Origin of the sequence: Acinetobacter lanii (assembly GCF_011578285.1) — a bacterium.
GTDB lineage: Bacteria > Pseudomonadota > Gammaproteobacteria > Pseudomonadales > Moraxellaceae > Acinetobacter > Acinetobacter lanii.
On record NZ_CP049916.1, the window covers coordinates 2364501 to 2384146 of the forward strand.

Annotated in this window: 17 protein-coding genes, 1 other RNA gene and 2 pseudogenes; 5 read left to right on the plus strand and 15 right to left on the minus strand. The window is 40.9% G+C overall.

Features of this window, described 5'->3' with window-relative positions:
* Window positions 1-10 precede the first annotated feature (10 nt).
* Entirely contained in the window at window positions 11-853 is an 843-nt protein-coding gene (gene rsmI, locus G8D99_RS10780) for a 16S rRNA (cytidine(1402)-2'-O)-methyltransferase (protein WP_166325662.1), read from the plus strand.
* A 266-nt stretch (window positions 854-1119) separates the two neighbouring features.
* Here the strand turns inward: rsmI and G8D99_RS10785 are convergent, their stop codons facing one another.
* The 6 genes from G8D99_RS10785 to G8D99_RS10810 form a co-directional block, all read right to left on the minus strand.
* Window positions 1120-1368, minus strand: a complete 249-nt coding sequence (locus G8D99_RS10785) for a hypothetical protein (RefSeq protein WP_166325665.1) — start codon at window positions 1366-1368, stop codon at window positions 1120-1122.
* Window positions 1369-1545: 177 nt separating this feature from the next.
* Window positions 1546-2805 (minus strand): FAD-dependent monooxygenase, encoded by a 1260-nt coding sequence (locus tag G8D99_RS10790; protein ID WP_166325668.1) that lies wholly within the window; start codon window positions 2803-2805, stop codon window positions 1546-1548.
* Window positions 2802-4010, minus strand: coding sequence for a 2-octaprenyl-6-methoxyphenyl hydroxylase (ubiH, locus tag G8D99_RS10795; RefSeq protein WP_166325671.1), 1209 nt, complete (start codon window positions 4008-4010; stop codon window positions 2802-2804). Before ubiH ends, G8D99_RS10790 begins: the two co-directional genes overlap by 4 nt.
* Before the next feature lie 381 nt (window positions 4011-4391).
* The gene (locus G8D99_RS10800; RefSeq protein WP_166325674.1) at window positions 4392-5336 is read right to left on the minus strand and encodes a sensor domain-containing diguanylate cyclase; all 945 of its coding nucleotides are present in this window, start codon (window positions 5334-5336) and stop codon (window positions 4392-4394) included.
* A gap of 208 nt (window positions 5337-5544) precedes the next feature.
* Window positions 5545-6870 carry a Xaa-Pro aminopeptidase gene (gene pepP / locus G8D99_RS10805; RefSeq protein ID WP_166325677.1) on the minus strand — a complete coding sequence of 442 codons (1326 nt, stop codon included), beginning with the start codon at window positions 6868-6870 and terminating at the stop codon, window positions 5545-5547.
* 203 nt (window positions 6871-7073) lie between these two features.
* A complete protein-coding gene (locus tag G8D99_RS10810; protein WP_166325680.1) occupies window positions 7074-7694 on the minus strand; it encodes a UPF0149 family protein in 621 nt (206 codons plus the stop codon).
* Between the two features lie 65 nt (window positions 7695-7759).
* Between G8D99_RS10810 and G8D99_RS10815 the strand changes: the two genes are divergently transcribed.
* The 4 genes and pseudogenes from G8D99_RS10815 to G8D99_RS15935 form a co-directional block, all read left to right on the plus strand.
* Window positions 7760-8311 carry a hypothetical protein gene (locus G8D99_RS10815; RefSeq protein WP_166325683.1) on the plus strand — a complete coding sequence of 184 codons (552 nt, stop codon included), beginning with the start codon at window positions 7760-7762 and terminating at the stop codon, window positions 8309-8311.
* Between the two features lie 2 nt (window positions 8312-8313).
* Window positions 8314-8598 carry a cell division protein ZapA gene (locus tag G8D99_RS10820; protein WP_166325686.1) on the plus strand — a complete coding sequence of 95 codons (285 nt, stop codon included), beginning with the start codon at window positions 8314-8316 and terminating at the stop codon, window positions 8596-8598.
* Between the two features lie 100 nt (window positions 8599-8698).
* Window positions 8699-8879, plus strand: a non-coding RNA gene (gene ssrS, locus G8D99_RS10825) — 6S RNA.
* A 386-nt stretch (window positions 8880-9265) separates the two neighbouring features.
* Window positions 9266-9373 (plus strand): annotated as a pseudogene (locus tag G8D99_RS15935) (IS5/IS1182 family transposase); the annotation flags it as partial.
* A 29-nt stretch (window positions 9374-9402) separates the two neighbouring features.
* Here G8D99_RS15935 and G8D99_RS10830 read toward each other — a convergent pair.
* From G8D99_RS10830 to G8D99_RS10870, 9 genes and pseudogenes are all read right to left on the minus strand, one after another.
* A complete protein-coding gene (locus G8D99_RS10830; protein ID WP_166325689.1) occupies window positions 9403-10335 on the minus strand; it encodes a DUF4116 domain-containing protein in 933 nt (310 codons plus the stop codon).
* Window positions 10335-11403 (minus strand): annotated as a pseudogene (locus G8D99_RS15845) (AbrB family transcriptional regulator). Before G8D99_RS15845 ends, G8D99_RS10830 begins: the two are co-directional and overlap by 1 nt.
* Window positions 11404-11452: 49 nt before the next feature.
* Window positions 11453-12952, minus strand: a complete 1500-nt coding sequence (locus G8D99_RS10840) for a tripartite tricarboxylate transporter permease (protein WP_166325692.1) — start codon at window positions 12950-12952, stop codon at window positions 11453-11455.
* 13 nt (window positions 12953-12965) lie between these two features.
* A complete protein-coding gene (locus G8D99_RS10845) occupies window positions 12966-13412 on the minus strand; it encodes a tripartite tricarboxylate transporter TctB family protein (RefSeq protein WP_166325695.1) in 447 nt (148 codons plus the stop codon).
* A gap of 55 nt (window positions 13413-13467) precedes the next feature.
* Complete coding sequence (locus tag G8D99_RS10850; RefSeq protein WP_166327714.1) at window positions 13468-14520, minus strand: Bug family tripartite tricarboxylate transporter substrate binding protein; 1053 nt, start codon at window positions 14518-14520, stop codon at window positions 13468-13470.
* Between the two features lie 35 nt (window positions 14521-14555).
* Window positions 14556-15701 (minus strand): tricarballylate utilization 4Fe-4S protein TcuB, encoded by a 1146-nt coding sequence (gene tcuB, locus G8D99_RS10855; protein WP_166325698.1) that lies wholly within the window; start codon window positions 15699-15701, stop codon window positions 14556-14558.
* A gap of 3 nt (window positions 15702-15704) precedes the next feature.
* Complete coding sequence (gene tcuA / locus G8D99_RS10860; RefSeq protein WP_166325701.1) at window positions 15705-17099, minus strand: FAD-dependent tricarballylate dehydrogenase TcuA; 1395 nt, start codon at window positions 17097-17099, stop codon at window positions 15705-15707.
* 98 nt (window positions 17100-17197) lie between these two features.
* Window positions 17198-18130 (minus strand): LysR family transcriptional regulator, encoded by a 933-nt coding sequence (locus G8D99_RS10865; protein WP_166325704.1) that lies wholly within the window; start codon window positions 18128-18130, stop codon window positions 17198-17200.
* A gap of 941 nt (window positions 18131-19071) precedes the next feature.
* Window positions 19072-19572, minus strand: a complete 501-nt coding sequence (locus G8D99_RS10870) for a flavin reductase (protein ID WP_166325707.1) — start codon at window positions 19570-19572, stop codon at window positions 19072-19074.
* Between the last annotated feature and the right edge of the window lie 74 nt (window positions 19573-19646).

Sequence of the window (19646 nt, forward strand, 5' to 3'; positions counted from 1 at the left end):
GAGAAACCTTATGAGTGCTCAGTTATTTGTTGTAGCGACCCCAATTGGGCACTTAGACGACATGACTTACCGTGCTATTGATGTTTTAAAGTCTGTCGCGATTATCGCTGCAGAAGACACCCGTCAATCTGCACTTTTAATGAAGCACTATAATATCGCAACTCCTTTGACTGCGTGTCACGATCATAATGAAAGTAACAAAATTGATATACTCATTGAGCGCTTGAAGAAAGGCGACAATATTGCGCTGGTCAGTGATGCCGGTACACCATTGATCAGTGATCCCGGTTTTAAATTGGTTCGTGCTGCGCAGGAAAATGGCATTCGTGTCACCCCTGTTCCGGGTGCGTGTGCTGCGATTGCGGCTTTAAGTTCAGTGGGCTTACCGAGCGATCATTTTAGTTTTGAAGGATTCTTGTCCTCTAAACAATCTCAGCGTTTGCTTCAACTTGAAAAACTCAAAGCCAATACGCATACCATGATCATTTATGAAGCGCCGCATCGCATCCTAGATTCGGTTGCTGATATGGTGAATGTCTTTGGTGGCGATCGTCAGGTTGGTTTTGCCCGTGAAATCACCAAGACCTTTGAAACCATTAAGAAGATGAGCTTGGCTGAACTACATGCCTTTATTGAAAGTGACCGCAATCAGCAAAAAGGTGAAATCGTTTTAGTGATTGCAGGTGCAACTGAAGAAAAGGATTTAGAGCAAGAAGCGCTGGATAAATTACTGCTTCGCCTGTTACAAGATTTATCGGTTAAAGCAGCATCTCAATTGGCCGCAGATTTAACCGGCATGAAAAAGAAAGTGGCGTATCAACGTGCTTTGGAACTCACCTCTGCAAATGATTAAACCCTTGATTGATCAGCTGTGAATAAATTTTGATACTGAATTTATCTCAATGAAGTTTGAAATAAAAGCTGCCTTAAAGCATTTTTAAAATGAGTTGCATCTGAATTTTGATCATTCAGCCACAAAAAAAGCATCACATGTGTGATGCTTTTTTTGAATTTTAGAACACGACTTAAGGCTATTCTAGAATCATTTTAACCATATCTTTCAACAGATCTTATTGGCCTAGATCAGGCAAATGATTGTCTGATGATTGAATGTGCCACTTAGTCACGAGCACTTTCGTCTGGAGGCACTTCTTTAATTTGTCCACCACGTGCAAGGAACGCCGCCACTTCATCTTCTAAAGCCTGACGTTGTTTCAACTTCGCAGTAATGGTTAAAGTTTCCGCTTCCGCAACATCGGCATCAGAAACGGTTGAATCACTTACAGCTGCACCTTTTTCGGCAGCTTGAGATTCATCTTCATCAACAACGCTGTCTTCGTTATCATCAAAATCATTTGAATCTGTCATTTTAAACTCCCCATCAATGACATCTGTTTAAACCGTGGATATACGGCTCGAATTAATGAGAAATGTAGCAAGCTCTTTGTCATTCGACTAGAGCTTAGCCCAATCAAATCGTATCTTTTTTAATCAAATTCGTAAAAAAGTATTAACGATTGAATGAAAATAACCCAATTTCAAAAATTAAGCGTAACGGGTATTTTGAAGTGCAGACAGCCCATTGGCTTGTTGCATAAAAGCTGCTTTCAATATTGGGGTTTGATCCACTTGTTTTAAACCAAAATTACGCGCCCAAACAAAGGGGAACAGTTCTGCTGTTTCTAACCAACCAATCGCAGACATCCCATGCATCATCGCTTCATTTTGAATTTTACGTTGATGCTCATAGCGTTTCAGGGTTTGCTCATGTGCCCAGACACCGCGTTTTAAATCATGCAGTAACACATCACACAAAATCGCAGCATCCAAACAGCCAATATTCACCCCTTGCCCAGCCAATGGATGAATCACATGCGCAGCATCACCCACCAATGCCAATCCGTCTTGCACATAGCGCTTGGCAGCACGGGCTTTGAGTGGGAATTTCGCACGCGGTGTTGCCTCTAAGACTTCACCCAACATGTGATGGCTTTCACGCGTCAACAATGCCGTGAATTCAGCATCTGACAGTGCCGCATATTCATCTGCATAGTCATCTGGCAAAGTCCACACAATCGATTGCCATACGCCCTGTTCATCCTCTTTCAAGCTCGCCATCGGCAAATAAGCGAGTGGCCCTGTCGGCAAGAATATTTGACGTGCCACGTGCAAATGCGGTTGCGCGGTTCGTATCGCACAGGTTAAACCCGCTTGTTTATAGTCCAATACATCTAAGCCAATAAAAGCACTTTCACGAACAAAGGAATTGGCTCCATCGGCGCCAATCAGTAACTTGGTTTTCAGTGTGGTGCCATCGGCCAATGTCACCATCCAACACTGCACACCTTTCTCAATTCGAACCACTTTAACTTGGGTACGATAATCTTTGAGTGTACTGAGCATTTGCTGTTGAATGGCAAGATTGAGAATACTCGGCTCAACCATTGAACCCAAACGCTGTTCAGCTGTCGGCGCTTGTTCAGATGACTGACCAAATTGAATTTCACCATAGCCATTTTTATTCCAAACTTGCATGCCGCTATAGGGCATTTGCCGAACAATCTTGTCCCAGACGTCAACGGTTTTGAGCAAATGAATGGTCGCTTGGCTGAGTGCTAAAACACGAGGGTTGGCAACGCTGAGCACTTTTTCACTATCGAGTACGGGAGCCGCATCTAAAACGGTCGCTTGCACCCCACCTTCAGCCAAAAGCAATGCGGTTAAACCACCAACCAGCCCCCCGCCAATAATAACGGCATCCAACAGCTCAGCTTGGGGCTGTATCACAGAAGAATCGACTGTCATGCTTTTAACCCCATGGCGTAGTTGGCAACCAACGGTTTAATGCCCGGAATATTTTCAAAGGCCATTAATCCAGTATTACGGATCAATTTCAGAATCGGATTTTGATTACTAAAACCACGTACCACAGAATCACAGAACTTAATTACACGTTGTTGATCGGTTAGACGGGATTTTTCATAATCTTTCAGCATGGCTGCATCGCCAAGATCCGCGGCTTGTTCAAGTTGCTCACTCAAATAACGCACCAGCACGTAGGCATCACGCATACATAGGTTAAAGCCTTGTCCTGCCACCGGGTGAATGGTATGTGCAGCATTGCCCATCAACACCACACGACCGATGGCTTGTTTTTCCGCCAGTACTTGTGACAATGGGAAACTAAAACGTCGACCTGTTTTTTGGAATTTTCCGGCACGGTCACCATATGTCTCTTGTAAGGCATCTAAGAAGTGTTGGTCATTTTCTTCGCCCAACCATTCATGTTCGGTGCCTTTGGGTACTGGCCATACCACTGAACGGCGGTATTCGCCCGGAAGCGGTAATAAAGCCAATGGTCCTAAAGGACTGAAACGCTCAAAACCAACCTGTTGATGCGGTTTAGACGTTTGCACTGAAGTGACGATCGCCACTTGATCATAATCATGCTCAGATGCACCTATGCCTAGAGCCTTACGGCAGAAAGAATCGCGACCATCGGCAGCAATCAACAGTTTGGATTGCAGTTGATATTTTTGTTGGTTACTTTCCGCTTCGATATAAGCAAAATCGGCGTCTTGTTTCAGTGAAGTGACTTTGACGCCATCAATCAACTCAATGAGCGGCTGTTTTTTGACTTCTGACAGTAACACACGACCGAGCCATGCATTTTCAATCACTTGCCCAAAGCTTTCGACTTTTTCTTGGGCTGCAATTAAACGTGCCTTCCCAAAACTGCCCTGTTCAGTAATGTTGACTTCTAAAATTGGGGTCGCATATTGTTGCAAAGCATCCCACAATCCCAACTCTTGATAAATTTGCACACTACGGCGTGACAAGGCACTGTTGCGTGCATCAAAACTGGAATGATACGGAGCAAGATGTTCATCATCATAGTTTGGGTATTTGATTGCTTCGAGTAACTTGACCGCAATCTTCTTTTTCGCCAACATCAGTGCGAGGCTTAAACCCACCATCCCACCACCGACAATGATGACTTCTTGTTGCATGTTTTGATCCTTAAGCGCGTTGCAACCACAAATGCAGTTGCATGTATATGAGATGATTTTATCTTACATCATCGATTTGTTTTTTTATAATGGATTCGTGTTTAAGCTTAAAATTCAAATGGCTTGCGCCAGCGCTCTGTGTTTTGAGCCATTATTTTAAATGAGCAAAATTTGAGATTGAGCCGTTTTTTATCGTGAAAGCCAAGACAAGGCTTAAGCTTTAAATGGATGTATATTTAAAGCCACAGCTCAGAAGCTCGCCTTGAAATTTAAACCCTCTGCCTATGCCATTTTATTGACACAGAAACTTTTACTCATGTTGTGATCAAGGCGTTAACATGAACAAAACTTTAGATCATCAATTCACATCAAGGTCTAATTTTAAAGCTGTTGATCTTTGACCCTTTTCTTATGTGCATACATGTTTTTATCCGCCTCGATTAACACCGCATCCAAGGTGGTATTGAGCTGACGGCTGGCATAACCAATGGCCACGTGAATATCAGCTTCAGCAAACTTCATCACCAAACGCTCAGACAATGCATCTGCTGCACAACACGACATTTCAGGGCATAGAATCACAAATTCATCGCCGCCCAACCGCGCAATCACGTCATTGGTTCGCATGTTGGTTTGAAGTAATTGAGCGGTATTTTGAAGCAGTTGATCACCGCGATCATGTCCAAACTGGTCATTGACCAATTTTAGGTCGTTTAAATCTAAACTAAAAATCGTGGCAGGCAATCCGTAACGCTGACAACGTTCTTCTTCAAGTTTCAGTAAGCTGTCCCAAGCACGGCGGTTATATAGACCCGTTAAACCATCGGTGAGCGCTTCAACTTCAAAACGTTCACGTAAACGACGTTGCTGATTTTCCCGCAATTCACTTTGTAAAATGGTACTCAGCAAGCTGCCTAACAGCTCAAGAATAGGTGCATCTTTGATTAAATCATCCGATTTCACTTCAGTATCAATGCCACAAATCGATCCGAATACTGATCCATCCTCATTCAGCAAAGGTTCCCCAATATAAGATTGAATTTCTAAATGCTGATTGATCGGCGCATTGGCATAAACTTCAATGTTATTGGAACACGGTGCAATTTTAGGGGTTTTACCTTGCACCATGTGATAGCAATATGAGTCCGACCAGCGAAAGACCTGACCTTGTTGAATATCATACTTTTCATTTTCTGACTGTAAGATAATCCAATTATCATTCTCAACCCGAGTGATCATCCATAATCCGAAGCCGAAATGTTCATGAAGATATTTAAGGACCCGTTTTCCGGCTTCCTCAAAATTGTGAAACTTGATGCTATTCATGAAACCTGCTCGATTCGCCTAACGCCTGAGAGAAATTTAAAGCTGTAAATTTAAAACCGCCATTATATAACAATGCAACTTAAAGCCTATTTGTTCGTTCCAATAAGTCTTATCGGTAATTCATATGGCCATCAGTTCATCATCAATCACCAAAAAATTGTATATAAAAAAGCCAATCATAAGATTGGCTTTAATTTTCAAATTTGCATTATGAATGCGAGGCAGACATTAATGCTTCAATCTCCTCAATGGTTTTCACCACATTTTTGGTTAACACCAATGGTCCATCTACAGTGGCAACCACGTCATCTTCAATACGAATACCGATGCCACGCCATTTTGGATCGACGCTTTCATCATCCGGTGCAATATACAGCCCCGGCTCTACAGTCACCACCATACCTGCTTGATACGTGCGCCATTCACCATCAACTTTGTAGGCACCCACGTCATGCACATCCATACCGAGCCAGTGCCCTGTCCCATGCATGTAGAACTGACGGAAACTTTCTGAGTCAATAATCTGCTCTAAATCCCCTTGCATGATGCCTAAATCCAGTAGGCCTTGAACCAAAATACGTACCGCCACATGATGTGGCTCTTTATAAGAGTTGCCTATACGTACCGCATCAATGGCAGCCATCTGTGCATCTAAAACGACTTGGTACAATGCTTTTTGTTCAGGACTGAATTTACCATTGATAGGGAAAGTACGGGTAATGTCAGAAGCATAAAATTCGTATTCACAGGCCGCATCAATCAGAACTAAATCGCCATCTTTGAGTGCTTTGTTATTTTCGACATAATGTAGGATACAGCCATTTTCACCGCCGCCGACAATACTGTTATACGACGGCACACAGCCATTTTTACCAAAAATATAATTAAGCTCGGCCTCAAGTGCATATTCCATCATGCCCGGTTTCACCGTTTGCATGGCACGGGTATGCGCTTCAGCACTGATATCCGATGCGATTTGCATCAATTGAATTTCTTCAGCGTCTTTATGTAGGCGCATTTCATCAACAATGCGATCCAATTGAATCAATTGTGCAGGTGCTGTTGTACCCTTACGTGATTCGCCATTGGCTTGCACAATCCATTTGGCAACACGGGCATCAAATTCAGCCCGATGCCCAATTCGGTAAAAGAGTTTTTGTTTATCAAGTAATTTTTCAATGATTTCTTCATCAAGCAGATCAATTGCATAGGCTTCATCTGCATCGAAATCATCGACCGCACCATCCACCCCTGCACGATAACCATTCCAAATTTCCATTTCACGGTCACGTTCACGGCAGAACAGGCTATAAGTATATTCATCAACAGAATCGCCAGTTTCAATCACCGCCACGGCTTCAGGCTCGGCAAAACCGGTTAAATAGAAAAAGCTACTATCAGTACGGTACTTATAGTCTGCGTCACGATTACGCATTGCAACAGGGCTTGTTTCAATAATCGCAATACTGTGTGGGCCCATCTGTTCTGCGAGTAAGTCACGGCGTGCTTGAAAATCAGCTTGAGTCAATTTCATTATTTTACGGCTTATATGAAGGATTAAAAATAAGGTAATGTTTACACCTTAATGCAAACATCACACGACAGCAATTTGATTCAGCTTAAATTTTTATGCGTTTTGAAATAAGATCAATAGCAAAAGATGTAATCCAGATTTCCTTTGAAATAATTAAAATAACAAGTTTCAACTCTTCATCTTAATCAAAACCGCTTTTAACTTTAGCTTGGACGATGCGGGGTAAACATTTCCACCACACTGCTGTCCGCAGGTACATTTAACTTGTTTTTGACATGTTGCAGTAATGTGCTTTCAGCAACTGCAATTTTGGCACGTCCAACAGATAGGCTGACTGGAATTAAACGAACGAATTCGTATAACTCTTGATAGCTCTCTTCGCCTTCTTCGTCATCGTCAGACTCTTCAAATTCTACCGCTGCGACATCTTGCAAATGCTCAATCAGTTCTTCTTCCTCAGCACGAATATGCCCTGAAGCCAAACCAAAACCGAGCACCACGCCTGCACACCAATCTGCAAGGGCTTGTACACGTTCAGACAAATGATGTTCATCATCGGGCAGCATCGGTAAATAATCCAATTCATCTTCAGACAAAGCATGAAATACATCGATGGTTTCATCGACCAATAAATCGAGCGCTTCATCATCCAATGCAGGCACCGCTAGGGTCGATAAGATCTGTAACCACTCATCTCGGCTTGGTGCTTCAGTAACACAAACAATACCTGTTAAAAGGCCATGTAACTCACTTGGGCTTGAAATCTCTTCAATACCTTCGAAATTACGACTCCAATCTGACCAACCTGAAATATCGTCTTGCATTCGTTTATCCAATCTCTATACTTCTGTATATATTACCTTTGATTGCGAATCAGCGCGACCTCGATATGTTAGAACAATTACAGCGTCTTCAGGCGCACATCAGTACGCTCAAAACGCGTTTAAATGACGCTGAACGTAAAAACGAAACGTTGTTGGCCGAAAAAGACCGCAATGAAGAGCAGCATCATGCCCAAATTGTGCAAAAAAATAGCATCATCACGCAAAAGCAAGATGAAGTGGACAATCTGACGGAACAAAACACTGAACTTCAGGCGCAATTTAAAACCTTAAATACCGATGCCACTGCATTGGCTGAACGTTATAGTCGTTTAGAAAAAAGTTGTACCGACCTTAAAAATCGTTTCCAAGAAATTTTGGCGGAACGCAATGAACTGCGTGTTGTCAAAGAAAAAATGTTGGCGGAACAACGCCAAGCGCAACACGAAATTCAAGACTTGCAAGCTGAACGCACGCGTTTGATTCAAAAAAATGAACATGCCAAAACCAAAGTTGAAGCGATTATTCAACGTTTAGCGATTTTGGGCACTGAACAAGATCATCATGCGCAAGAAATTCAACAGCTTGCTCACCCCACTGAAAACAATGAGGAAGCTTAAGCATGTCTGAACTTGTGACTGTTGAACTGCGTTTAATTGAGCAATCCTTTCGCCTGCAAACCACTTTTGATAAAAAAGGCGATTTGGAACGTGCCGGTGAACTTTTAAATGAGAAGTTTCAAGAATTTCGCCGTAAAGCACCCAATGTTGAACACAATAAATTGGTGATTATGGTGGCACTGGAGCTCATGCAAGAAGTGCTGAGTATGAACAAATCCTTACAAGAATATTCACATTGCGAGCGCTTGCTCAGTGCCATTATGGAAGATATTGAAAAAGCAGTATAAAACTGCTTTTTCTTTGTTCGTTTAGAGCATAGATTTTACAGAACGATCCATTTTTAAAGCATTCTGATTTGCCAAAGCCTAGGGATGGGTTATAATTCTTGCAACTCTGGGATGTTCGTCAGTGAGTCTATATCCCTGCCGATACTTATATCCCCGGATGCGTTCTGTATATTTAGAGTGTATGCCTATCTTCGTGTAGGAAACCCGTGAAGTATACGTCGCGTCCACCTTGAACTCATCGGGTTCAGGGTAACGACATGCAACGGCATCTCCGGAGTGCTTTTAAGTCTTTGATTTTAAAGACCTCAAACAAAATTTCTAAATTCCCCACCAAACTCATTTTCATTTTTTAGCGCTATGTATACTCCATGTATACCGAAGAATTAAATTCTTAATCAGTAATAGATGTAAGGAAATGAAAATTGTCACATAAAAAAGTACTCATTACACTGTCATTTATTCAGAATATTATCAAATTCCTTTATTAAGGCAAATTCAGATAAACCCTTAGCTGCATCTAAGCAATTTTGCTTCAATATTTCGAAAAATAAACACATATTTTTCCGTGATACTAAAGTTTCAGGCTTTGCACTTAGAGCAACCTACAACTCCCTTTCGTATAGAGTTGAAAAGAACAACTTACATTGAGTATGTATTAGAGAGTCAGAAAACCTTTAAAACTCTTACTGAGTGATATCATAACCAACAAAAAAGATTGGGCTTAAGATTCAATTTAATTACTGGAATCTACAACATAAAATTGATTAAAAAATGACTTATGAAAGCACTCTAATGATTTTTTGCCTATCTCCCATAGAGTTCTAAATATGTGTTAATTACATTTTCACTTTTATATTTTTGTTTAATAAAATTAATTGCATGCCAAGACTTTGAAAGTGCATACAGACACAGGCTCTCTGTCTGATCTCTTACTGCTGCAATTGCTTGATAATCCAAAGAGACGGCTAATCTGCATAAATGTTCCGGTTGTTCATCAAGATGATTAATGACGTGTGGATTTTGATAAATAGCCTTCATGATTAATTTTTCATTATTTTTGATCAGCTTAATAAAAGATGATTTTTTTCTGATCGCCTCTAACCAGAGATCCTCATGGCATTCTTTGACATATTGAATAACATACGGCTTTTTCTTCAGCGCAATCCTTAAAATATAATCACTTTGATTATGAATAAACCTAATGGCTTCAGGCTTAGATTTAACAGCCTCTTCATAAATTTCATCATTGGGCTGAGGAATATATTGCAAGGTATTTCCATCAGCTTGAACTGCGAATAGACTGATCTCTTGTGTTTTATGCTTTACATACTTAATTGCAAAAGGCGTGTTAAAAACAGCTACTTTACAGATCAAAGGATTTTGTTCTTGAATAAACTTAAGTGCAAAACCATTTTGTCTAACTGCAGTCAAACACATTTCTTCTGTTGGATTATCGATATAGCGAATCGCTAAGCCTTCATTTGATAAAGCTTTTAAGCAAAATTGATTTGTTTTATTGTTTACATATTTGAGTGTATCACCACAGTTAGAAACAGCGTTTAGACACATTTCTTCATTTTGTAATTGAGCATATTTAAGGGCTCTTGGATTATTTTTCACAGCTATTGTATTTAATTGAATATCTTGATGAGAGAGATATTTTAAAAGTAAACCGTTATGCTGTAGTTGATACGCACACTCTTGATAAGAACTTCGTATATAAATATCATTATTCATCAGTGATCTATGTCCTTAGATCTATTTATCCTTTTTAGAATCAATTTAAGGCTACTGAGGTAAAAAAAACGAGTCGTTAAAATCACAAAAATTAGTCGGGAAAGCTGAAATGCCACCACGATCGGCACAGCAAGTCCTATGACTTTAGCCATAAGAGACATTTCAGCAATACCACCTGGAGATAAACCTAAAATCAAGATCTTGGCATCTGCATCACTCAAATAAAACAAGACTAGAGCAAAAATAATAGACAGTCCCAATGCGAATAGGTTGAATAAGAAAGTCAGACCAATAAACTTTTTATTATTTTTCAAAAAACTGAACGGAAATTTGCTACCTAATGACCATCCAATACAGAGTTGCCCCAATGCAATAAACCAGTCAGGAAAACGAAGTGGTAAAAATCCCACAAATGAAAAAAAAACCAATGATCGTGAGTGGACCTAAAATCCATGCATTTAATAAATTAAAATATTGAAAGAGTTTTCCGGCATATAAAGCCAATACAGAAAGTAATATGACTTGAATAAATCCATAACGTTCAGTTTCAAGCACAACCAAAGTAGTCCAATCAATCTGAAAATAAAATCCCATAAAAATCGGAATAAGGACGACTAAAATAATAATCCGCAGACTATGAGCAGCCACAACTTTGTCGACTTGAGCATTATATTGTTCAGCAATATTAACCATTTCACTCGCACTGCCAATTGCTGATGAAAACCATGCAGTGGCCCAATCTAGCGCATTGATGCGATATTGCATAACTGCCAATAATGTACCGAGTACTAATGACCAAAGAATCCCGAGTAGGATGAAGCCCCAATAGGCAGAAATGGCTTGCACCAAGGCTGGGGTAAAATATAGACCGAGTGCCATACCAATAATAATCTGCCCGCCCTTACGCCAGTGAGGATGGCAGGACAATGGCTTTCCAACACTGCCCATGAATAATGCAGCCAGTAATGGCCCGAGTAACCAGGGCAAAGGAATATTAAAGTAGTTTGCGAGAACCGCTCCGATCAAAGCAATCGCCAATCCTTTGGCATTTAACATTATTATTTTCATAATCCGAAGCAATAATGATCAGCATAGGCCGATCATTATTGTTGTCTAATTAAGCTTGATGCTTTTTGATGAACAGGTATTTACGTACGATTGGAAGAATCAGTAACAATGCTGACATAACCCAAAGTCCCATGCTGATATTACTATTCCACAAAATGCTGAGTTCACCTTGAGAAATAGATAGCGCACGTCGTAGATTCGACTCCATTAACTCGCCTAATACAAAACCAAGAATTAAGGGTGCCAATGGAAAATCAAATTTTCTCAGCACATAACCTACAATACCTAGCCCCATGCATAACAATAAGTCAAAGATAGTACTGTGAATCGCATATACACCCACGAAGCTTACTGTTGCGATAATGGGAATCAGGATATAGCTTGGAATACTCAACATACGAGCGAAGAAACCAACCAATGGAAGGTTGAGTAACAGCAGAATAATATTACCCACCATCAAAGAGGCAATCAGCGCCCAAACGAGTGTTGGCTGCTCAGCAAACAACTGTGGGCCTGGTGTAATGTTGTACATGGTCAGTGCACCCATCATTACTGCCGTCGTACCTGAACCTGGTACTCCCAGCGTTAGCATTGGCACAAATGAACCACAGGCTGCTGCGTTATTGGCACTTTCTGGAGCTGCTAGACCACGCAAGTCACCTTGACCAAATTTACCTTTTTCGCCTGCCATCTTACGTTCAGTGGTATAAGCCATCGCGCTTGCAACACTGGCACCTGCACCAGGGAGAATACCAGAGAAAAAGCCAATCAATGACCCACGAACAATCGTCGCTAAAGAACTAAAGAACTCTTTCGCATTAAACAATGAACGCTTACCTTGCTCTAGTACAACTTTACCAATGGTAGTTCGTTCAAGAAGCAACAGAATCTCACTGATACTGAATAAGCCGATGACCACCGTGGTAAATGCAATCCCATCACTGAGGCCAACACTATCGAAGGTAAAACGGTATACACCTGTAATGGCATCCATCCCAACCGTTGATAATGCCAATCCCATTAATGCCATAATTAGAGTTTTAAAAGGCTGTGTGCTCACTAAACCTGTTAAACAAACAATGGCGAAGACCATAAGCGCAAAATATTCAGCTGGACCAAACGCGATCGCCCATTTTGCCAAGATTGGAGCAAATAGGACGATACCAATGAAAGCGATCGTACTACCGATAAAAGAGCTAATTGAAGATAGAGATAATGCTATACCCGCTTTACCTTGTTGTGCGAGTGGATAACCATCTAGTGTGGTCATAATTGCACCAGCATCACCGGGTACATTCAGCAGAATTGCAGAAATACGGCCACCGTACTCACAACCTAAGTACACTGCTGCTAAAAGAATTAAAGCACTATCTACAGGTAAACCAAGTGCATAAGCAAAAGGTAATAGAATTGCTACACCATTGATCGGGCCTAGACCAGGTAATAAACCAACAATGGTCCCGATAAATGCACCAATAAAAGCAATAAGGAGATTTTGCGGCTGCAAGGCAACTTCAAATCCCATCATTAAAAAATTTAATACTTCCATATCGTCGTCATCCTTAACCGAATAATCCGAGTGGTAATGGCACATCGAGTACACGATCAAATAGGTAGTATGTACATGTACTCAATACCAAACCTGTGATCACTACTGGAATTGTTTTGCCATTGAAAAGTTTGCCTACTGCAATGGTCACGAGTAAGGTCGCAGCAATAAATCCTAACCACTCAAAAACGATGGCATACACGGTCAAGGCTGTAGCGCACAGCACAAGTTTTCCTAACAAATGTTTAGTCCAACCCAATTCAACGGGCTCAAACATCATTGCTGGGCGCACTGTCAAATAAACAGCACTTGCTGTAATTAAGCCCATCAATAAAATTGGAAAAGCTTTTGGTCCTACTGGATCATAGGAAATTGGGGCTTCAAAATTGCATGCGTAAATAAGTAAAAATAATCCGCAAACTGCAATGATGCCCGTAAGAATCCGTTCAGATTTCATCATTTACCCTCAAAACAAAAACTGAGTTGAAAAGTGACTTTTCAACTCAGTTCGTTTGTTATTTTGATAATTTATATTCTTCCGACAACTTACGCATTTCCGCAGTCTGCTTATAGACATATGCACTCAGTTCTTCACCGGTGAGTTCAAATGGAAGAAGGTCTTGATGCTCACGCACTGCATCAAATTTTTGATCAGCCATCATTTTATCGAAAGCATTTTTCCACCAGTTATAAGCGTCATCACTGACTTTTGGCCCCATATAAAAACCACGAATCACAGGCCATTCCAGATCATAACCCTGCTCTTTGGCAGTCGGTAGATGAGCGAATTTACCTTCTAGTCGTTTGTCTGCTAAAACTGCCAAGATACGAATATTACCGGCTTCAAGGTGAGCACCGACCTCACTGACATTACCTACAGCCACTTGAATATGTTGGCCGAGTAGCGACGTTAAAACTTCACCCCCACCTTCAAGTGCTACAAAGCTCATATTTGCTGGATTAACACCAGCTTTTTTTGCCAGCATGGCAGTTTGCATCCAATCTTGTCCACCCACACTACCCGCACCACCGAAGCTGATTCCTTTAGGATTTGCCTTTAGCGATTTAATAAGATCATTCAAATTCTTATAAGGTGAATCTTTATGTACAGCAACCAGTCCATAATCGATAGCCACACCCGACAGCCATTTGACATCTTTCTCAGTAAAATTACCGAATTTACCTTGTGCTAAATTCAAAAGTGAACCGGTTGAAAATGCAATCACTGCATTATTATTGGCTGGATCATTACCTACGATCTTGTTATACGCTACTGCACCTACACCACCAGGCATATAGGTTACACGCATAGGATCTTTTAAAACTTCAGTTGTCTTAAACCCAGATTGAATCAGCTTACAGGTCATATCGAAACCGCCACCTGGTTTTGCTGGTGCAATACATTCTGCACGTTTTGGCTGACCAGGCTCCTTAGACGCATTACCCGTACCGCATCCCACCACGACAAGACTCGTGCATGCTAATGCCAATAATTTCAAGTTTTTCATTGCTATATCCTTATAACGTGTCGTTCCATTGAAAATTTCATAGTTATTACCTATAGCCATCATCGACCTCCATGGTCTTGTTGTGGTTTGGGTGCTTATTTAGTTTTTAATTTATGTTTGGCAACACGTTCTTCAACAGCAAACTTCAGTAGTGCTGCACTTCGATAAAATCCATGAGCAAATTTGCCAAACGGAATGGTGAGAAAAAAAGTCATCACGGTTGCTAAGTGAATAATGAGTAATAGCGCCATTGCTGAGCTGTCACGGAAAGCGAGTAACGCCAATCCAGTGATACTGATTAATAGCAACAAGAAGATGAAGCCTCGATCCATGGGTTTTTGTTTTACGTCACCATGTAAGGGATGGCGTTTGATATTTAGGTACAACAAACCCATCGGACCAATGACTAAGCCAATACCACCCAGCGATCCTAAAATCACAGGTAGGCTGGTATAAGCATAGGGTGCTTCGAGCCCCAAGAAATAGTGATAAGCCGTTGCAACACTCGTGGCTAAAAAGCAAAGTAAAAAGCCATACATAGTGAAGTGATGGAATACACGGCGAATCTGGGTATAACGATCATCTTCCTCATTACAGCCCTTACCATGTCCGCCATCCAAATATTTCAGGGTCAGAACATTTTTAGACGCTTGCAGAATATCTGGCTGTGCAACACCCTCAGGAATAATCTTTGAAGTCTGTTTCCAAAATTTTGCTACACCCAAAGCTAAGAGGACAATTGCGGTTATAAACACCGAACCGAACAGTACCGCTAAGAAATTATGCGGGAAAATCGCATAAAAATCGCCTTGGTACTGTCCAAACAAGTCTGTACCATTCAGCCAGACTCCTCCCAACATAAGCAGGAAAAAAATCACGGTCATCACAGAAACTAAAGCTATCCCCGTCTTTTTATAAATCGCACCAAAAGCAGCGGGTACTGCAAATTCCTGATAAGTTTCCAAACGAACTTGTGCCATCGCCTGTGGAATATTGACGCCAAATTCGTGTGGCGGCGCATACTGGCAAGCATGTAAACAGGCACCACAGTTATGGCATAGATTTGCCATGTAATGAATATCTGCTTGAGTAAATTCAAGACGCTTCGTCATGGCTGGGAATACAGCACAAAATGTTTCACAATAACGGCAAGCATTACAAATCTGTAAAGCTTGTTTGACTTGCTCTTCATGATCTGTAAGCTGTACGACAGGAATCAAATTTTTCACATTCGCATTCATCTTTTAAACTCCCTGCATGAATGCAGCTTTTGCAGCATTTTGACCTGCAATACGACCAAACGTTGTACCAATCGACATCCCTACACCTGCCGTATAGCCTTGCCCCAATACATTGCCTGCCATCATTTCACCTGCGACATACAGATTTGGGCTGGGTTTATTGTTAAAACGTACCGCTGCATCGTCTTCGACTTTTAAACCCAAGTATGTAAAAGTAATTCCTGGACGAAGTGCATAGGCATAAAATGGTGGCTGATCTAAAGGCACAGCCCAATGCGTTTTAGCGGGGATTAGATTTTCGGTATGACAGTTGTCAAGTACGGTATGATTAAATTCGCCTTTAACACAGGCTTGGTTATATTCGGCTACCGTTTTAGAAAGCGTCGTGACATCTAGATTAAGTTTTTCTGCAAGCTCTTCTATCGTGTTTGCTTGAGTCCCTTCAAAAACGGGTGGCATGAAGCGACCCACAGATTTTGAATCAATGATTGAATAGGCAATTTGATTCGGTTGTTTGGCGACTAAACGCCCCCAGATCGCATAACGTTTTGGCCAAAAATCTTCGCCTTCATCGTAGAAACGTTGCGCATTTTTATTGACTACAATCCCTAAAGATACGCAGTCAATACGGGTACAAATACCACCATCATAAAGCGGTGCACGTGCATCAACGGCGACACAGTGTGATTGCGAAGGATCGCCAATAATATCCGCACCTTGATCCATCATGAATTTCAGCAAATTACCTTGATTGAAACGTGTTCCACGGATAATAAAATTGTCTGCAGGCCATTCCCCATTTTCGTTTTGACCCCAGGCTTCACGTAACCACTCACGGTTCGATTCAAATCCACCCGCAGCCAGAACGCAAGAAGCACCTTCAAAGCACGTCCCATCTTCCGCAATCACAGATTTAAACACGCCATCTTCAATAATCAATTTGGTAATTTTGGTGTTATAACGAATTTTGACACCGAGATTCTGAGCACTTCTAAAATAGGCATTGACCAGTGCTTTTCCACCGCCCATAAAGAAGGCATTGGTTCGTGCAACATGCAGAGCACCTGATAAAGGTGGCTGAAAATTTACGCCATGCTTACGCATCCAATCACGACAGGTTGCAGTTGAGCGAATAACAAGACGCGCCAAATGCTCATTGGTTTTACCTGCAGTCACTTTTAATAAATCTTGCCAGTATTCTTCTTCAGGATAGGCATCAATCAGTACATCCTGAGGCGCGTCATGCATACAACGTAAATTACGTGTGTGCTGTGAGTTCCCACCTCTCCATTCTTTTGGCGCTGCCTCCAAAAGTAATACTGAAGCACCCGCTTCTCGTGCAGTGAGCGCTGCACATAATGCGGCATTCCCACCGCCAATCACAATTACATCATGCATTCGATGTCTTCCCTTTCGAATTTGATGTAATTTAAGTCTAAAGCAAGGAAATCTGTGAGAGGCTTAATTTAAATAGGTATTTAATAAAATTAAATAGGCTAAAAGTCTAATAGTTCCGCACTTGGCCATAAACCTTTATTTATTAAATCCTTAACACAACTTTTTATGGCTACTTTGGTGGCAAGGCTGGCAGGAGAAAGCTGTTCTTCCGAAATACTAATCAAGTAATTAATTCTATCGAGTTTTGGTTCGACTACTTTCAATAAGCAAATATCAGATTTAAGGTAATCGAAGTGTGCACTTACAGGCTGAATCGTGGCCATATTTAAGTTACTCACACAATTCATTAATAAATGTAGTCCATCTACTTCATAGTCGACATCTAATAATTCCACTTTTTGATCTAAAAATTTGCGGAGACCATGTCTTTGACTGGGTAGTGCTAGTGGCAATTGATTGATTCGTTGTAAATCAATTTCACCCTCTTGAATACATTGTTCAAACCCAAATTCTTGTAGCAACGCTTTGTTTGCCATTAAAAACATTTGCTCTTTCAATAAAGGTTGTACAGACCAATTGGTATCTACGTCCTGTGTAAAGATAATCGCGATATCAAGTTGTCTTGAATTGACAAGATTCGTAAGGTTTCCAGATAAGCTTTCGACTAAATGAATTTTGATATCTGGATAGCGTTCTGACATCAGCTTCATGAAGGGTATGCCGAGCACAGAGGCAATACTGGGTGAAAAACCGACACTGACATGACCCGTTAAACGAGAAGAATGTGCCGCCTCAATGGCATACTGTACATGGCGTAATGATAATTGCGCCTGTTTTAAAAAAGCTGAGCCTGCAGGAGTAGGTGTAACCCCTGTAGAAGTTCGGCTTAAAAGGCGCGTACATAATTCATCTTCTAATTTGGCAATTTGCTGGCTTAAAGCAGACGTGCCTACATCTAATTTTTGTGCGGCTTTGCCCAGGCTTCCAGATTCTACAATTGTGATAAAGTATTTGAGCTGTTTTAATTCCACTTAGTTCCCTTCATCAGTTTTAATAGCAGTGTGTTAGGTTTATATAATACGTACACAATCAAGGGAATGATAAAAAAGAAGTAAGAAATTTCTGGATATATATTTTTTAATCAATCTTATATTCAAATATCCATTTATTGAAACGAGCAGAATAACAGCTAATATTGTGTGAACAATGATAGATCACGTACTTCTTACACCTGTTCAAGTTATTTAAATACAGATGATAAATCATGCACTATTTGCCTGAGAGTATTTGGGATGAATGTATGTGGCATAAATGTATGTGGCATAAATGTATGTAGCATGAATGATCGCAAAGACAAACTATTCAATCCTACAGACACGACGAGTATTACTAGCAATAAAATTCATGTAAGAAATATGGGACAAGCTCTCAATAAGAATGAACATCGTTTTTTTGTGAAGGGACCAAAATACATTCTCAAACGTGAATATTGAAGAAAAAACCTCAAATAGAATAACGCATGCTTAAAAACGTTTATCCTGATGATAAAACATAAAGCTCACTCTCATTGAGCTTTTTTTATCAAAGCCTTATCTGGGATCTCAAAAAAGAGCTAAATCATGCCTTTATAGATAAAGAAACTTTCCAACACCAACACCACCCCCAACAGCAACAGCGCAGAGCACTTTTTAAACATGACTTAAGCTAAGGTGTGTGCGGTTATCGAACCTCATTTCGCAGTCAATAAACTTACGATATCGATGCATAAAACGCATAATCACAACTTTTGAATAATCCATTTGTGCAAATACAATAAAGCATTAAGGTACAATAATTGTTCCCCCACCAACACAAATCACCCCTACTGCAAAACCTATACACCCGCCAATCAATAAAAAGTGATCCATTCCACAACAGACTAACTCAATAGTCACGAAACCAATAAATTAAAAAATCTTATCACGCATTCGAATTAAGCCAATTCGACTTCACCCACTTGATGATAAGCCCGATTGAAATACACCAATGCCCCATCAGACGGATGCTGATTTTGTTGGATCGCAACAATTGGACAAATTAAAATCGTATGAGTTCCGACATTGTGAATCTGTTCAATCTCACAATCAAAGCTGACCAAGGCATCTTTTAAAATCGGTGATTCGGTGCTTAATGTCGTCCACTCGGCAAAGGCAAAGCGCTGTTCGGAACTCAATTGACTCGAGGCAAAAGCGTTGGATAGCGCTTCATGTTGGCTTGCCAATACATTCACCGCCAACTTTTGATGTGCCAAAAAATGTGCATGTGAACGCGAAGATTGATTCATACAGACTAATAATGTCGGCGGTGTGTCGGTCACGCTACACACCGCAGATGCAGTAAAACCATGACGCCCTGCTGTACCTGCGGTCGTAATAATACTGACCGCACTCGTGAGTGAAGACATGGCATTTTTAAACTGTGTCGCGTCAACCATTACTTTAACCCTCAATTGCGCTTTATCTGAATACGTGGTGGTGATCAAGTCCAAGGTCATTTTGCATGAATGGA

Bases quoted from the DNA above. Each gene is read 5' to 3' on its own strand.
- G8D99_RS10850 (WP_166327714.1), bottom strand. From the start codon at position 14,520: ATGGCTATAGGTAATAACTATGAAATTTTCAATGGAACGACACGTTAT.
- G8D99_RS10815 (WP_166325683.1), top strand. From the start codon at position 7,760: ATGTTAGAACAATTACAGCGTCTTCAGGCGCACATCAGTACGCTCAAA.
- G8D99_RS10785 (WP_166325665.1), bottom strand. From the start codon at position 1,368: ATGACAGATTCAAATGATTTTGATGATAACGAAGACAGCGTTGTTGAT.
- pepP (WP_166325677.1), bottom strand. From the start codon at position 6,870: ATGAAATTGACTCAAGCTGATTTTCAAGCACGCCGTGACTTACTCGCA.
- G8D99_RS10840 (WP_166325692.1), bottom strand. From the start codon at position 12,952: ATGGAAGTATTAAATTTTTTAATGATGGGATTTGAAGTTGCCTTGCAG.
- ubiH (WP_166325671.1), bottom strand. From the start codon at position 4,010: ATGCAACAAGAAGTCATCATTGTCGGTGGTGGGATGGTGGGTTTAAGC.
- G8D99_RS10810 (WP_166325680.1), bottom strand. From the start codon at position 7,694: ATGCAAGACGATATTTCAGGTTGGTCAGATTGGAGTCGTAATTTCGAA.
- G8D99_RS10830 (WP_166325689.1), bottom strand. From the start codon at position 10,335: ATGAATAATGATATTTATATACGAAGTTCTTATCAAGAGTGTGCGTAT.
- G8D99_RS10845 (WP_166325695.1), bottom strand. From the start codon at position 13,412: ATGATGAAATCTGAACGGATTCTTACGGGCATCATTGCAGTTTGCGGA.
- tcuA (WP_166325701.1), bottom strand. From the start codon at position 17,099: ATGCATGATGTAATTGTGATTGGCGGTGGGAATGCCGCATTATGTGCA.
- G8D99_RS10790 (WP_166325668.1), bottom strand. From the start codon at position 2,805: ATGACAGTCGATTCTTCTGTGATACAGCCCCAAGCTGAGCTGTTGGAT.
- rsmI (WP_166325662.1), top strand. From the start codon at position 11: ATGAGTGCTCAGTTATTTGTTGTAGCGACCCCAATTGGGCACTTAGAC.
- G8D99_RS10870 (WP_166325707.1), bottom strand. From the start codon at position 19,572: ATGGTTGACGCGACACAGTTTAAAAATGCCATGTCTTCACTCACGAGT.
- G8D99_RS10820 (WP_166325686.1), top strand. From the start codon at position 8,314: ATGTCTGAACTTGTGACTGTTGAACTGCGTTTAATTGAGCAATCCTTT.
- tcuB (WP_166325698.1), bottom strand. From the start codon at position 15,701: ATGAATGCGAATGTGAAAAATTTGATTCCTGTCGTACAGCTTACAGAT.
- G8D99_RS10800 (WP_166325674.1), bottom strand. From the start codon at position 5,336: ATGAATAGCATCAAGTTTCACAATTTTGAGGAAGCCGGAAAACGGGTC.